General features: G+C 63.7%; 9 protein-coding genes. 4 read left to right on the top strand and 5 right to left on the bottom strand.

The window, feature by feature from the left end:
• Window positions 1-92 precede the first annotated feature (92 nt).
• The 3 genes from Q8O96_RS22445 to Q8O96_RS22435 all read left to right on the top strand — a co-directional run bounded on the left by Q8O96_RS22445 (window position 93) and on the right by Q8O96_RS22435 (window position 4,494).
• The gene (locus Q8O96_RS22445) at window positions 93-3,332 is read left to right on the top strand and encodes a hybrid sensor histidine kinase/response regulator (RefSeq protein ID WP_305949423.1); all 3,240 of its coding nucleotides are present in this window, start codon (window positions 93-95) and stop codon (window positions 3,330-3,332) included.
• Window positions 3,333-3,406: 74 nt separating this feature from the next.
• Window positions 3,407-4,054, top strand: coding sequence for a response regulator (locus Q8O96_RS22440; RefSeq protein WP_102865251.1), 648 nt, complete (start codon window positions 3,407-3,409; stop codon window positions 4,052-4,054).
• Window positions 4,055-4,080: 26 nt separating this feature from the next.
• Window positions 4,081-4,494, top strand: coding sequence for a TIGR03067 domain-containing protein (locus tag Q8O96_RS22435; protein ID WP_102865125.1), 414 nt, complete (start codon window positions 4,081-4,083; stop codon window positions 4,492-4,494).
• A gap of 53 nt (window positions 4,495-4,547) precedes the next feature.
• Here Q8O96_RS22435 and Q8O96_RS22430 read toward each other — a convergent pair whose 3' ends face one another.
• Together Q8O96_RS22430 and Q8O96_RS22425 are read right to left on the bottom strand one after the other, a co-directional pair.
• On the bottom strand, window positions 4,548-6,842 hold the full coding sequence (locus Q8O96_RS22430) for an ATP-dependent DNA helicase (protein ID WP_305949422.1): 2,295 nt from the start codon (window positions 6,840-6,842) through the stop codon (window positions 4,548-4,550).
• Window positions 6,839-8,491 (bottom strand): VRR-NUC domain-containing protein, encoded by a 1,653-nt coding sequence (locus tag Q8O96_RS22425; protein WP_102865127.1) that lies wholly within the window; start codon window positions 8,489-8,491, stop codon window positions 6,839-6,841. The genes Q8O96_RS22430 and Q8O96_RS22425 overlap by 4 nt, the downstream gene beginning before the upstream one ends.
• A 204-nt stretch (window positions 8,492-8,695) precedes the next feature.
• Between Q8O96_RS22425 and Q8O96_RS22420 the strand changes: the two genes are divergently transcribed.
• Window positions 8,696-8,920: a YgdI/YgdR family lipoprotein gene (locus tag Q8O96_RS22420; RefSeq protein ID WP_305949421.1), complete on the top strand. Its 225-nt coding sequence runs from the start codon at window positions 8,696-8,698 to the stop codon at window positions 8,918-8,920.
• Window positions 8,921-8,934: 14 nt separating this feature from the next.
• Here the strand turns inward: Q8O96_RS22420 and Q8O96_RS22415 are convergent, their stop codons facing one another.
• From Q8O96_RS22415 to Q8O96_RS22405, 3 genes are all read right to left on the bottom strand, one after another.
• Window positions 8,935-9,315, bottom strand: a complete 381-nt coding sequence (locus Q8O96_RS22415) for a hypothetical protein (protein ID WP_102865129.1) — start codon at window positions 9,313-9,315, stop codon at window positions 8,935-8,937.
• Between the two features lie 169 nt (window positions 9,316-9,484).
• Entirely contained in the window at window positions 9,485-11,338 is a 1,854-nt protein-coding gene (locus Q8O96_RS22410; RefSeq protein WP_102865130.1) for a polyurethanase, read from the bottom strand.
• 110 nt (window positions 11,339-11,448) lie between these two features.
• Window positions 11,449-14,457, bottom strand: a complete 3,009-nt coding sequence (locus Q8O96_RS22405) for an autotransporter domain-containing protein (RefSeq protein ID WP_305949494.1) — start codon at window positions 14,455-14,457, stop codon at window positions 11,449-11,451.
• Window positions 14,458-14,962 lie beyond the last annotated feature (505 nt).

Here is a 14,962-nt window from a genome sequence, read left to right as displayed (position 1 = left end):
CACCCACGCAACCTTCACTCATCGCTGACGGCCTTGCTTCAGAGAGAGGAATCTCAGAATCGAGGCCCTTATATGCATTTGGGAATTCAGTGATGAAATACCGCGACACCTTCCTGGAGAGTCTCAGTCGAAGCTCGATCCGGTTGAACAAGGGTCTGTTGATTCTCGCGGGCCTGACGCTGCTGCTGTTCACCCTTCTCTACTGGGCCGCCCAACGCCTGATCAATGAACAGGACAGCACGGTAAAGCTGCATTTCACCGGACTGATGGAAAACATCCAGGAACAAGAGCTGTTCCTCCAGCGCCTGGCCAGCCACCCGTCCATACAGGCATTGCTGGCCGACGAACCCACTGCGCAGTATCTGCAGCAGCCCCTGCCCAGCGAGGAAAAAACCGCTTACGAAGGGCAACAAGCGCCCTATTCGACGCCTTTCAGCCTGAACTTCAATCACCAGCAACTGGCCTCCAGCGAGCTGCCCAAGGTGTTCGCCCTGGGCATGCACCTGTCGACGTTCTACGGTGCCTTCTGGTCCACCTCGCACTATCAAGCACCACGCACCTTCCTCTTCAACACCTTCGGTAACTTCGACATCAGCGTACCCGCAGCGCGGCACACCCGCGGCACTCCCTGGAACAGCGACATGCCCTACAGCAGCGTGGTGGATAGGGTCCTGCAGCACCTGGCGGTGAAGAACAACGACCTTCCGAACAATCAGGTCCACTGGGAGAAATACCATGTGCCGGCCTCGGCGCAGTTTTCCCCCAAGCTGCTGGCCTACATCAGCCTGCATGCAGGGCCGCAACAGTTGCGCACCCAGGGCACGCACGAGTCGATGGTGGTCGCCTCGCTGCTGAACCTGGACGACGTCAATAACATCGAACGCCTCATGAACTGGTCGATTTATGACGACTTCACCCTGATCGAACCTTCCGGCAGCGTCCTCACCGGCTCCCACGTCCCTGCCGACGCCCTGCATGAGGGCCTCAACTTCGGCTGGCAAGGAATGGCCTTCAAGGTGACGAGCCACACCCCGGCACTCTGGACCGGGATCTACAGCATCAGCTACAAGAGCTACTTCGGCTACGCCCTGTGGACCCTGGCCGGCCTGCTGACCCTGGCCCTGGGCGCCTTCTTCAGCGGCTGGGCCGCCAGTCGCTGGTATCGCAACAAGGTAGTGACGCCGGCGCAACTGGCGCACCAGAGCATTGCCGAGAGTGAAGCCTTCAGCCGGGTGGTACTCGACACCGCGCCCACGGGCCTGTGTGTGGTGCGTCGGGAAGACTTCAAAGTGCTGCTGGAAAATCGTCAGGCCGAACAATGGCAAGGCACGACAAAACTGCTGGCCCTGCTGCAGCAGAACCAGCGCTTGATGGACAACGACGAGACCAGCCTCGATGTCGACGGACGCCATTTGCAGGTTGGCCTGGTCTCGACCCGCTACCAGGGCCAGGAGGTGCTGCTCTGCACCTTCAACGACGTCACCCAGCATGTCGAGGACGCCCAGGTACTGGAACAGGCCAGGCGTTCGGCGGACGCGGCCAACGAAGCCAAGACCCTGTTCCTCGCCACCATGAGCCACGAGATCCGTACCCCGCTCTATGGCATGCTCGGCACCCTTGAACTGCTGGGCCTGACCCAACTGGATCCGCGCCAGAGCGATTACCTGCAAACCATCCAGCGCTCCTCCAGCACCTTGTTCCAACTGATCAGCGACGTTCTCGACGTCTCCAAGATCGAATCCGGGCAGATGAGCATCGACCCGGAGGCGTTCTGTCCCCTGGACTTGGTGGAAGATGCCTTGCACGCCTACGCCGCCTTTGCCGAACGCCGCGGGCTGCTGTTCTACGCCTGCATCGACCCGAGCCTGCCGGACCTGATGCTGGGTGACGCCAACCGTATCCAGCAGATTCTCAGCAACCTGCTGAGCAATGCGATCAAGTTCACCGATTGCGGCCGGGTGGTACTGCGCGTCCGGGTGCTGGAGCAGGACGCCCGCCAGGCCAGCATCGAATGGCAGGTCACCGATACCGGGATTGGCATCTCGCCCTTGCAGCAACCCCAGTTGTTCGACCCCTTCTATCAGGTCCGCGACGCTTCCAGCGAAGCCGGGGCCGGGCTGGGTCTGACGATCTGCCAGCGCCTGAGCGACATGATGGGCGGGCAGATGCAGGTCATCAGCGAGCCAGGGCTGGGCAGCAGCTTTTCCCTGCGCCTGACCCTGCAACGCCTGCCGGGGACCTTGTCGGGAGCCGAGCCACTGCCCGAAGGGCCGCCTGTGTATGTCCGCGCACCGGTGCCGGAACTGATGAAAAGCACATGCGACTGGCTCAACCGCCTGGGGGTCCAGGCCTATCCGCTGCCCACCAGTTGGGATGACAACCCCCAGAGCAGCGTCCTGATCGACATGCTGCCCCGGGACGCCCAGCCCACCTGGCCCGGCCCCTGCGTCAGTGCCAGTTCCAGCGGTCGCTGGCACGGCAGCAGCTTGCAGCCGGCGCACTGGGAGGTCGACGCCCACGACATCCGTGCCATCGCCCAGGCCGCAGCGCTGGCCCGCCTGGGACAGCCGCTGCATCTGGCACAGCGCGAAGCCGACACCTTGCAAGGCCTGAACCTGAACATCCTGGTGGCGGAAGACAACCCCATCAATCAGGCCATCATCAAGGAGCAGCTGGAGGCCCTGGGTTGCCAGGTAACCCTGGCGGCCAATGGTGAGCAAGCCCTGGAACAGTGGCTGCCGCAACGGTTCGACATCGCCTTGACCGACGTCAACATGCCGGTCATGAACGGCTACGACCTGGCCAGAGAGTTGCGTCTGAGGGAGCCGGAACTGCCGATCATCGGCGTCACTGCCAACGCCTTGCGCGAGGAAGGCCGCCGTTGCCTGGCTACCGGAATGAACAGCTGGATCGTCAAGCCCATGAGCCTGCAGACCCTGAGGGGGCAATTGTCGAAACTCTGCCAGGTGCCCGGCAAAAGCGCCCCGCTCGCTGCCAGACCTGGGTTGCGAAGCGAAAACCGGCCCGTGTCACCGCACCCCGTCAGAGACCGAATTCAGGTCTCGGAGCGGATGCGACCGCTGTTTCTCAGCACCATGCACGATGACCTGCAACGGCTGGCCAAAGCCCTGGAAACCGGCTCCGGCAAGGCGGCGGCCGAGCGTCTGCACAGTATTGCCGGGGCCATGGGGGCGGTGCAGGCCGGGGCGCTGGCCAGGGCCTGCGCCGAACTGGAGTGCCAATTACTGGAAAGCACCCTGAGCCCGACACTAGTAGCTCAAGTCAGGCAACTGATGCAGCACTTGTCGGAACTCCTGTTGCCCCTTGAATAATGAGTGGCAGGGTTTAATGTACCGTCAGTCTCATGTTTCTTTACTCATTTGCGTATTACACGGGTGTGTTTGCCATGGAAAAACTGAAAGTAGTCATTGCTGACGATCACCCTATTGTCTTGCTGGGCGTACGCGAGTTGATGGAGCGCGACGAACGTTTTGAAATCGTCGGTGAAGCGGTGTGTTCCAAAGGCCTGATCCAGCAATTGGAAGCCAAACAGGTGGACATCGTGATCACCGACTACAACATGCCTGGAGACTCACCCTACGGTGATGGCCTGAAGCTGGTGGAATACCTCAAGCGTAACTTTCCGCACCTGCAGATCCTGATCCTCACCATGATTTCCAACCAACTGATCCTCACCCGCCTGCACGAGTTGGGCGTGGTCGGGGTCATCCAGAAAAGCCAGCTGCACGAAGAGATCCAGACCGCCCTCAAGGCCATCGCGCAAAAAGGCGTCTACCGCAGTCTGGAGCCGGCTTCCAACTCGGTGATGGAATCCAATGTGGCGATCGATGAGCGCATCTCCACCCTGTCGCCCAAGGAGTTCGAAATCCTCCGCTTGTTCGTGTCCGGCAAAAGCGTCAGCGACATCGCCCGCAGCCAGAACCGCAGCTCCAAGACCATCAGTGCCCAGAAGATCTCCGCCATGCGCAAGCTGGAGGTACAGAGCGACCAGGACCTGCTGACCTACTGCATAGGCCGCAATATCTTCAACTGAACGCCCCCACAAGGAGTTGATCGACAATGGATACTGCATCCTCAGCCAGGAGCAACGACTCGCTGGAACTTCAGCGCCTGCAGGGAGCCTGGGAGCAAATCTCAATGGAGGACAGCGGCGTGCTGAATCCGCCGGACGAACACAGTGCGCCCGGGGCCCTGACCCTGATCGAAGGTGATCAGTTTCGCGTGCTGACGGTGGCGGGAGACGTGCTGCTGGCCGGAAGCTTCACCCTCGACAGCAGCACCACCCCCAAGTCGATCACCTGGATCGACTCCATCGGCGCGGATGCGGGCAAGCCCTTGCCCGCCAGCTATGAGCTGACTGAGGACGACTTCGTGTTCATCGCCGCCGATGAAGGTCAACCCCGGCCAACTCGCTTCAGCACCGGCCCGGGCCAGACCCTGCGGCGCTTCGTCCGGGTCCGCCAGGGCCAGTGACCCTCGCCCCCGGCGCACAAACGCCGGTGGCAAGCGGCTTCAGCTCCGCGCTATCACCTCGAAATCTCACCAGCCGACGCCGGGTCTTGGGCGTCCACGGCCCACCAGCTCGGCAACAACTGCCGCACCCTGGGCTCGGCAAAGCGATCGTCGATCAACATCAACACGCCCCGATCGGCCTGGCTGCGAATCACCCGCCCTGCCGCCTGCACCACTTTCTGCAGTCCGGGATAGAGGTAGGTGTAGTCGTACCCGGAGCCAAACAGCCGGGCCATGCGTTGTTTCATCTGCTCGTTCAACGGGTTGAGCTGAGGCAGCCCGAGGGTGGCGACAAAGGCGCCGATAAGTTTTGAGCCCGGCAAGTCGATGCCCTCGCCGAAAGCCCCGCCGAGCACGGCGAACCCGATGCCCTGCCCCTCTGCACGAAACTGCTGGAGAAAGCCCAGGCGCGACGCTTCATCCATGCCCCTGGACTGCAACCACAGGGGAATCTGCGGGTGCTCGCGAGCCAACAGCTCGGCCACTTGCTGCAGGTAATCGAAGCTGCTGAAGAACGCCAGGTAGTTGCCCGGCCGCGCAGCGAACTGCTGGGCCAGCAGTTCGACGATGGGCGCCAGGGACGCCTGTCGATGCACATAGCGGGTGGAGATGCGGCTGACGATATGCACGTCCAGCTGCGCGGCGGCAAACGGCGACTCCACGTCCAGCCACACCGTGGTCTGGGGCAATCCCAGCAGGTCGCGGTAGTAATGCTGCGGGTTGAGGGTGGCGGAAAACAGCACGGTGCTGCGAGCCGCCGTCAGTCGCGGCCCGAGTAGCGGCGCCGGCACCACATTGCGCAGGCTCAGCCGCGACAGGCTGCGCCTGGCACTCAGGGAGCGCTTGCTGATATCGAAGATGAACTGCTGTTCATCGAACAACTCCGCCACCCGGGCAAATTGCAGCAGCTCGAAATACAGCCCCTGCAAACCAACGTCCAGGCCCTGAGGCTGCTCGTTGAAGTAGTCCCCCAGGGCAGCGACACACAAGGCCAGCGCCCTGAGCCAGGCCGTCGGGAGTTGGCCATAGGCCTGGTATGGCGCGAGCTGTTCCTTGTGCAAGGCGTTCCATTCGCGGTTGAGCCGTTGCAACGAACTTTTCAGCGCCTGGGGCGCAGTGCTGCGCACGCTGGCCAGCGTTTGTTGATCCAGGCTGGCGCTGTACATGCCACGCCCGCGCTCCACCAGGTTATGGGCCTCGTCCACCAGCACCGCCACTTGCCATTGATTGGCCTGGGCCAGGCCGAACAGCAAGGCGCTGAAATCGAAATAATAGTTGTAGTCGGCCACCACCAGATCGCTCCAGCGGGCCATCTCCTGACTCAGGTAGTAAGGACAGACCTGATGCGCCAGGGCCACCTCGCGCAGCGCCTGGCGATCCAGCATCGGTACCTGGCTGGCCGCCTGACGCGCCGCGGGCAGACGCTGGTAGAACCCCTTGGCCAGCGGGCAGGACTCGCCGTGGCAAGCCTTGTCCAGGTGTTCGCAGGCCTTGTCCCGGGCCACCAGTTCCAGGACCCGCAACGGCAGTTGGGACTGGCTGGCGAACAGCACCCGGGCCGCATCCAGCGCCAACTGCCGCCCCGGGGTCTTGGCGGTGAGAAACAGCAGCTTGTCCAGTTGCTGCGGGGCCATGGCCTTGAGCATGGGAAAGATCGTGCCCAGGGTCTTGCCGATGCCGGTGGGCGCCTGGGCCAGCAGGCAACGGCCGGTGCTGACCGCCTTGTACACCGATTCCGCCAGGTGCCGCTGGCCAGGGCGGAACTCGCCATGGGGAAAGACCAGGGCCCCAGTGGCCTGGTCCCGGGCCTTGCGGTGGCGCATTTCCTGCTGCGCCCACTCCAGGAACACCGCGCACTGTCGATTGAAGAACGCCTGCAATGCCTCGGCACTGTGCTCCTCCACCAGGGCGGTTTCCTGCTCGCTGAGGATGTCGAAATACACCAGCGAGACTCGGACACTCGGCAGCTGCAGGCTCTGGCACAACAGCCAGCCATAGACCTTGGCCTGGGCCCAGTGCAGTTGCCGGTGGTTGTCGGGCATGCGCGCCAGGTCGCCCCGATAGGTCTTGATCTCCTCCAGGAGGTTCTGCGCCGGGTCATAACCGTCCGCCCGGCCCTTGACCAGCAACTCGCCGTATTGACCCTCCAGGGCCACTTCGCTCTGGTAGCCGGGATTGCGCCGGGACGCCACGGTGCGGTGCCCGACTATTCCCTCCAGGGCGGTAGGCGATGGGGTGAAACGCAGATCCAGGTCGCCGCTCTTGGCGCTGAACTCGCACAGGGCCCGCACCGCAATGCGGTAGCTCACGTCGACAGGTCCTGCCATTGCACATAGCACACCGCCACCGGCATCCGGTGCTCCTGGCAGAAGTCCAGCCAGCGCAGCTGGTTGTCCTGCAGGCGGTCCCCCGGGCCCTTGACCTCGATCATCCGGTAGGTCCTGGCCTCGGGCCAGAACTGGATCAGGTCCGGCATACCGGCCCGGTTGGCCTTGATATCCAGCAACAGGCGCTCAAACCAGTGTTTCAGGTGCTCGGCCGGCAGGCAGTCGAGGGCCTGCTCCAGCAACTCCTCGGTCAAGGCCCCCCAGAACACAAAGGGCGACTGCAGGCCCCACTTGTCGACAAACCGCTGGCGGATGCTGTCCCGGTAGCGACCATCGTCCAGCTCCTCCAGGCAGGCCTGGAACAGATCGCTGCGCCGCTGATGAAAGTCCTCGCTCAGCAGATCCACCGGCCCGCGCTGGAACGGGTGGAAGAACGCCCCGGGCAAGGGGGCGAAGATCGCCGGCCAGCACAGCAACCCGAACAGCGAATTGATCAGGCTGTTTTCCACGTAGTGCACCGGCGCCTGGGGCTGCTGCAGATGGGCCTGGACATGCAGCTCCACCGCCAGCCCATCGGCGTCACGGGGCAGGCACAGATCCAGTCGCGCCACCTCGCGGCTGACCGTCCGGGGCGCCGGCGGGCCACCCAGCTTGCGCCGCAGCCGGGGCATGACCCGCAGCAGCTGCTGGGCCTCGGCAGCGCTCTGGGGCGCCGCCGCAGCCTGCTCGGCCAGCGCCAGCGCCGCCTGATACTCGGCACTGAGCTCCAGGACCCGGATCAACCGCAGGCGAGCACCGGGGTAGGCACATTGCTGGTAGATCTCCCGGGCCTGCCGCCAGTCCGTCAACCGCTCGCAATGCTGCCCCAGCTGGAACAACAGCTTGCCGCGGCGTTTCTCCAGCCAGGGGTTGGCGGTGCTGAAAGCCGCGATGCGCGCGAGCACCGCGTCCACCTCCTCCCCGGCCTCGAAGGCTTCCTGACACTGGTGCAGGTAGATGAAGCCGTCCACATCGTCACGGCTGCGCAAGCCACGGGCATCGGCACTGATCTCGACCTTTTCGTAGCTGTAGATCCCCAGGTCCGCCAGCACGAATTCCGACCAGTCCTGGTAGAGATTGCCGAAGAACATCAAGCGCAGGCGATCGCACAACGGCATGACCGTCAGGCTCAGCAGCCGGTCCGCCAGTGCCGGGCACCATTGGCCGAAAGCCCGGGGTTGCGGGTACAGCGCCTGCAGGGTCTCCAGCCACTGGTTCTTCTTGGCCTTGGCCACCAGCCCCTGGTCACTGAAGCACTGCAGGATCTCGGCCTTTTGCAGCAGGCCGAACAACTCGTCCAGGGCCAAGGGCGCCTGCTCATCGACCCAGCCCAACGCCAGCAACGGCTGCAGGGCCCGGGCGCTGTCGCCGATCTCCGGGTAACGCAACTTGCCGAGGCGAAAATGCCGCCCCTTGCGCATCACCATGCGCACCAGCAAGGCCTGGGATGGCTGGGGCAACTGCGCGAAATCGGTGATGAAACGCTGCTCTTCATCGCGCAGCACATCGGCATAGCGCAGCTCCAGCCAGTTCAGGACTTGCTGGAAGTTGTGCAGGTAATAAAAGGGGTTCTCGAGGGGATTGGAAGTCACTGAACGAAGGCGCCACGGCTGGACTGATACTGGTTATGCGTACAGATAACAGCCGACGCCCCGGTCTGGCAAACACTATTGGATAAATGGCGGGAAGAAGATTTTTCCAGTGCCCAGGCGAACTTTCGTCGCCTTCACGACACCAAGGGGCCATGCTTATAGTGTCCGGCGCAACACGGATACCCCTACCGATAAGAGGTCTATATGAATGTGAAGAACCTGGGATTGCTCGTGGCCAGTGTCGCCGCCCTGGCCCTGACCGGCTGCGCCTCACCCACCGTGGTGACCTTGCAGAACGGTACCCAGTACCTGACCCGGGACCAGCCCAAGACCAAGACCGCTGATGGCTTCTACGAATTCCAGGACATTTCCGGCAAGACCATCCGGGTCAAGGCGGACGATGTGGCCACCGTTCGCCAGGAACAATGATTCAGCCGTGCACCTCAGTGCGACCAGGGAAAGGGTCCCTGCCCCGGCTCGCAGACAATCCCCAGGGGCTTGCCGCGCTTTGACATCTCGTCACGCACTTGCTGGCAGCGCTGCCGCTCCCGGGCTTCGGCGTTATCGATACTGATGTTGCCCGTGCTCTCTGGCGCCTTGCCGTCCCCCAGACGGAAATTTGCAATGGGTTGCTCCGGCTGCAGATTGAAGCGACTGGGTGCCGGCTCCTCTTTCTCGGCTGGCGCCGGCTGGCCGGCCGGCAATTGATCCGGGGTGACTCCGTAACGTTTCAGAATCGAGCTCTGAGGCAGCTCTTCGGCCGATGCCATGAGCGCCCACAGGGCCAGCACCAGTCCGCCCGCACACCTCTTGCTATTACTCACTGTCAACACTCTCCTGCCTTTTCCTTGAATCGATTACTGCTCAATACCTTGGGTAACGCATGACCAGGCTTGGGTTTTACAAGTATTTGAGTCGCCAACCGACCGACAGGTCACGATTTTCTTGCCAAGTCAGCGTGGAGCCCGTTGCGAGCCCCACGCTGCAGGTCCATCAGGCGAGGGTGATGCCCGAGCCGTTGAGGTGCGCGAGGCTGACACCCACCAGGGTCACCGAGTCATGGCCGAAGGTCAGCACGGTGTCATTGCCGCTGCTACTGGCGTGGGCCCGATAGTCCTGGTCCGGCAGCACGCCGCTCACCCCCATGAACACCAGCTTGTCGCCACTCTGGTAGCCGAGGATGCGGTCCTGGCCGAAATGACCGGTGAACAGGAAGGTGTTGTTGCCCCCACCCGACTCCATCAGGTCATTGCCGGCGCCACCGACGAAGACATCGTTGCCCTTGCCGCCGATCAGGTGATCGTTGCCATCCAGGCCGAACAGCCAATCGCCGCCGGCATGGGCCTTGAGCAGGTTGTCGCCGCCGTCCCCCTTCACCGAAGACGCGTACTGGGTCAGTTGGCTGCCCACCTTCAACCCCTGGTCGGTGACCTGGTGGACCACATCATCCTTGAACAGGCCCCAGAGAAACCCCGGCTCCTTGCTCTGAATGGCGCCGATGTCGCGGGTCATGCTGATCCCGCCGCTGGCGTCGCGCACGTACAGGGTCCCGGCGCCGTCGCTGGCGAAGCTGTAGTCCTTCACCGAGTGCTGCAGGTCCAGGGTGTTGCTGCCCTTGCCGCCGAGGATGATGTTGTAGCCGCCGTCATCACGGAAGGTGTCGTTGCCGTCGCGGCCTTCCAGGTAATCGTTGCCGCCCCCACCCTGGATCAGGTCGTTACCGTCGCTGCCGATGATGAAGGTGCTGCCCTTGTGGGTATCGGCGTTGCGGTTCAGATCCTGGACCCAGGTGCTACCCCGGGCCGGGTCCGACAGGTTGGCGACGACAATGGTGGAGTCCTTGCTGGTGAAGTCATAGAACTGCGACTGCAGCACCCGGGTCAGGCCATCGCCGTAGCCGGTGGGCAAGTGAGAAATCCAGGTGGGGATGTTGAGGATCGAGAACGGCAGCACGTTCCACAGGGTCGAGGCGTAATGGTCGTTGAAGTTGACGATGTTGTTGGTGGCCGAGTCCTGCTGGGCATCGTGCACCCCCAGGGACGACAGGTTGAAGTTGTAACCGTCCAGGGCGCGGAACACCGGGTCGTTTTCATAACCGATGTTCAACACCTTGTCGCTGCTGCTCTGGGTCGGTGAGGCATAGGCGATGTAGTTGGCATCCTTGTAGAACCCGGACCAGCGATCGGCACTCAGGTCCGCCAGGCTGTTGACCCCCAGCCCGCCCAGGCTGTGGCCACTGACCAGAATGTCCTTGCCCGACAGGCCATTGGCCTGGGCAAAAGCCGCCACATCGGCGAACAGTTTGCCGAAGGCCTCACCGGCGTAGTTCTTCGCATAGTCCTTGGGTCCCAGGGCGGCCAGCAGGTCACTGATGACATCACCGATGGTGTCGCCGATCACCGATTCCCGAGGGCCGCTGGTGCCGCGAAAGGCGATGCCGATGGAACTCAGGTGGCCCTGGGCATCGTACTTGCCGAGGATCTCCACCTGGGCCGTGCCGTAGCCGTCCTTCTCGCCGAAGAAGGTGCCCCGGGCATCCACCTTGCCGCTGTAGCCCAGTTGCTGGGCACTGAGGGTGGACCACCCGGCCTGGTGCAACGCGTCCTTGGCGGCCTGCTCCGAGTCCGGGTTCCAGGGAATACCGGGGATGACGCCCTGGGAATCGCTGCTGCCGATCAGCGCGGTGATCAGGGTCGCCGGCAGGCCCAGGCCGAAGCCGTGGTGCTGGTAACCCACGGCGAAGCCGTTGTCGAGGTTGTGATAGGAGTACAGCGTGATCGCCAGCGCATCGGAAAACAGCGCCTTGGAATCGGCTGCGGTGAAGTTCTTGTAGTCAAAGACACCCATGGTATTGCCTCTCTTTTGTTGGAATTGTCAGAGAAAGCTCAGGCCCTCGCAGGCCCCGTTTCCGGGTCTGGAGGACCTGTACAACACCTTGCACATCCGTTGCCTGGGTCTTAGAAAGTCCAGTCCAGGGTCAAGCCGACCCCATGGTTCCGGTCACGGCTGCCCAGCAACCCGTTGTAATCCAGATTGACCCGGGTCTGTCGACCCAGGGCAATGCCCGCCCGTGCACCGACGACCGCCGCATCGCGGTCCAGTGACAGGCTCTGCACCTTGTAGCTTTGTCCACCGTCGGCAAACGCCAGATGCTGGTCGGCGCCGGTGGCGCTCAGATTGTGCTGCCAGCCGAGGGTAGCGGACAGTTCCACAGTCTGCCCGGAAGACAACTGCAACTGCTTGCCGGCGCGCATGCCCAGGGTCGAGAGCCAAGCCTCGCGATTGTCGCTATCGCCCTTGAGTGCCGTGGCGCCGCCGTGTTCCTTGAAACGCTCGCTGTCCACCTGCACATAGGCCAGGCTGGCAAAGGGTTCCAGGGCCATGGGCTGCAGATCCAGGTGCCACGCCGCCTCGCCGAACAGCTGCAGGCTGCGGGCATCACGCTTGCTCTTCTGGCGATCGGCAACCTCGTCGTATTGCAGCTCGCGCCGAGTGGCGATGCGGTGCCAGCTGTAGGAACCGCCCAGGCTCAGGCGCAGTTGCGCAAGCTCGCGTCCGGCGTAGGCGCCCAGATGGTAGCTGTCGATGCTGGCCGAAGAATGCCGGCCATCGCCCATGCTCAGCGAGCTGTCGCTGTAGCCGGTGAACACGCCCAGGCGGGTGCTCGGGTCCACTTGCCCGTCGACACCGGCCAGCAGGCCGCCGATGGAGCTGGTGTAGCCGGCTCGATCCTGGCCGCCGTCGGCCTTGCCCCAGGCGCCCAGGGTCTTGAGCCACAGCCCCTGCTCGCCGCCCTCGACGGTAGGCACCGCGTCCCCGCCCTGCTGGCGTAGCCGCTCACCCATCGCGTCACGCAGGTAGCGGCTGTCATTGAGCAACTGGCTGCCAACGGCCGGATGAATTTCCCCGGACAGTTGCTCGAAGGCCTGTTGTGCACTGGCCGCGCTGGCGGCCAGCAGCAGGCTTTCATACACCGGGTTGCCCGCCCCCAGTTGCTCGGCAGCATCGGCCACCGAACGCTGGTTGGGGCTCAGGCCGATGCTGCTGAACGAGGTGGCATTGCGCGCCACCGCCAGCTGCACACCGCCGGCGCTGTAATTGAGGTTGCCCCCCAGAAACAGCGAGTTGGACAGCACCGGGCCAAAGCTGCCCTGCACGCCATTGGCGGCCTGGAGGATATCCAGTTGCCGCCCCACCAGGCTCGGGACCCGTTGTGCATTGAGGGACAATCCCGGGTTTTCCAGCTCCAGAGCCAGGCTCGCCCCGCCGAGGGTTGCCTGGCCGTCGCTGACGATCCGGTCGCTGCCGCTGGGAGACACCTCCACCGCGTAGGTCGAACCCGGGAGGAAGTTCACATCGGCGCTGACATGCAAGGTGCCGATGGAGTTGCCCGGAGCCACAATCGCGCCCGCGTTGGCGGTCAGTGCGCCCACGCGGCCCGTGCCGCCGAGGATGCCACCAGCGTTCACCGTCACCGCCGACAGCAGCGAGCCGTTGACCGCCAGCCGCCCCTGATTGACCAGGGTCGGCCCGGCGTAGGTGTTGGCGCCGCTGAGCACCAGGGTGCCGACGCCCTGCTTGGTCAGGCCGCCGTGGCCACTGATGTCGTTGCTCCAGATATCCAGTACGCAACTGATGTCATTGCAGCGCCGCTGGGTCGGCTTGCCGGCATCCAGCAACGCGCCATAGCCCGGCAGGTCAGCGACGAACTGGGTCGAACCGTAGCCGCCCTGGATACGGAACTCCTCAGGGATATCCGCTTCGGTCACCAGCATGCCGGGCCCGCGAATCCCCTTGCCCAGATCGATCATCCCCCAGCCGTACAAGGCATCAATGCCCGGGGCACCCAGGTCGGTGGCCGTGGTGCGCAGGACGCTGGCCACCTGTGCCGCGCTCATGTAGGGGAAACGCTCCATCAGCACCGCCGCGGCACCGGCCGCATGGGGCGCGGCCATGGAGGTGCCGTTCTTGTTGGCGTAGCCCAGGGTCATGTTCGCAAGGCTGGTGCCACCGATCACCGAGCTGTAGATCCGGGTGCCGGGGGCCGACACGCAAAAGCTCGCGGTGTAGCCGCAACGCGAGGAAAAGGTACTGATGACATAGGGATCGGCGCTGCTGGTGTCGGGGTTCTGCTGCAAGGCCGCCACGGTCAGCCAGTTGGGGGCAATCTGCGGCACGAAGTAGGCCAGCCCGGCGATAGCGTCGGGGTTGTTCAGGTTGTAATCGTTGCCGGCGGCAAAAATCGTCAGCACCCCGCTGCGGGCTGCGGCGATCGCCCCGTCGTAGGCGCCGCCCGGCAAGCTGCCCAGCAACGGCTGGATCTGCGCGAACTGCGCCCGGGCATCGTCCAGGGTGAAGTGCGGGAACGCCGGATCACGACCGCCCTTGCTGAAGTGCTCGGTAATGCCGATGCCCCAGCTGTTGTTGATGATCCGCGCGCCACTGGCCACCAGGCCGTCCCAGCCGGCCTTGTACACTGCGCCATCGTTACCGAGGATGATGCCGTCCTCCGGGCCGGGATCGCCGTTGTCGGCGCTGATGATCTGGGCGTCGAAGGCCACCCCGTGCATCGCCCCACCATCGCGGTTGCCAGCGGCAATCCCGCCGACATGGGTGCCGTGGGACCCCAGCTTGCCGTCCGAGCCCACCGAAGGTCGGCCGTCATAGACGAAGGCATCGCCGGCCCGCACCGGAATATAGGGATCGGTGTATTGACGAGTGCCGCTGGTGACCAGGGTCAGCACCTTGCCCGGGCTGGCGAACTCCGGATGCTGGGCATACACCGGCTGGTCGAAGATCCCCAGCTTGACACCCTTGCCGCTGTAACCGGCGGCATAGGCACTGTCGGCATGAATCGCCCCCAGGCCCCAATCGGCCTTGAACTCGCTGCTGCGCCAGCTCGCGGCATCACCGCGGCGGCCGTTCTCCACATAGGGCGCCGCCTGGGCTGTGCCCATCAAGGCCATCCAACCCAACAGGGCCGGAGCCAGGGGCAACCACCCACGTTCCTGCCCAAGCACCGCGCCATCCTTGCGTTTGACTTGCTTCACTACGACCTTCCTTAGTTGTGTTGCGAAATGACCCTGACAGGCTCCCTGCCCGCCGCTCGAATGACGTCGTGGAAACGCCATTGCAGATTGACTCCGACACCCTTGTGTCGCTCACCAACACCCCAGGCGCGCCAACGCAGCCGCACAGGCGCACGGGACTGGGCAGCACCTGCTGGGCTTGCTGGTTGTTCAGATAAGGGAAAGGTGCCATGGCTGGCGCTAGAGCGCCGATGGCATGGGGGCGGGAACGCCCCACTGGCCGGTGTGCCGAACGGCGTTGGGCGGCCGTCAACGGCAGGCCTGCGGCAAACGCCAGGCACGGGGTGCCCGCCAGCCTGTTGAACTGATGACATCTGACATCCATGTTGATGACTTCTCGTTTTTTGTTGTTGTTCGATCGTCCATCCAGGACGGATCAGGG

Source organism: Pseudomonas sp. LPH60 (assembly GCF_030718165.1).
Taxonomy (GTDB): Bacteria; Pseudomonadota; Gammaproteobacteria; order Pseudomonadales; family Pseudomonadaceae; genus Aquipseudomonas; species Aquipseudomonas danubii.
This window is presented reverse-complemented; position numbering and strand designations above follow the sequence as displayed.

Bases quoted from the DNA above. Each gene is read 5' to 3' on its own strand.
- Q8O96_RS22445 (WP_305949423.1), top strand. From the start codon at position 93: ATGAAATACCGCGACACCTTCCTGGAGAGTCTCAGTCGAAGCTCGATC.
- Q8O96_RS22440 (WP_102865251.1), top strand. From the start codon at position 3,407: ATGGAAAAACTGAAAGTAGTCATTGCTGACGATCACCCTATTGTCTTG.
- Q8O96_RS22435 (WP_102865125.1), top strand. From the start codon at position 4,081: ATGGATACTGCATCCTCAGCCAGGAGCAACGACTCGCTGGAACTTCAG.
- Q8O96_RS22420 (WP_305949421.1), top strand. From the start codon at position 8,696: ATGAATGTGAAGAACCTGGGATTGCTCGTGGCCAGTGTCGCCGCCCTG.
- Q8O96_RS22410 (WP_102865130.1), bottom strand. From the start codon at position 11,338: ATGGGTGTCTTTGACTACAAGAACTTCACCGCAGCCGATTCCAAGGCG.
- Q8O96_RS22405 (WP_305949494.1), bottom strand. From the start codon at position 14,457: ATGGCCTTGATGGGCACAGCCCAGGCGGCGCCCTATGTGGAGAACGGC.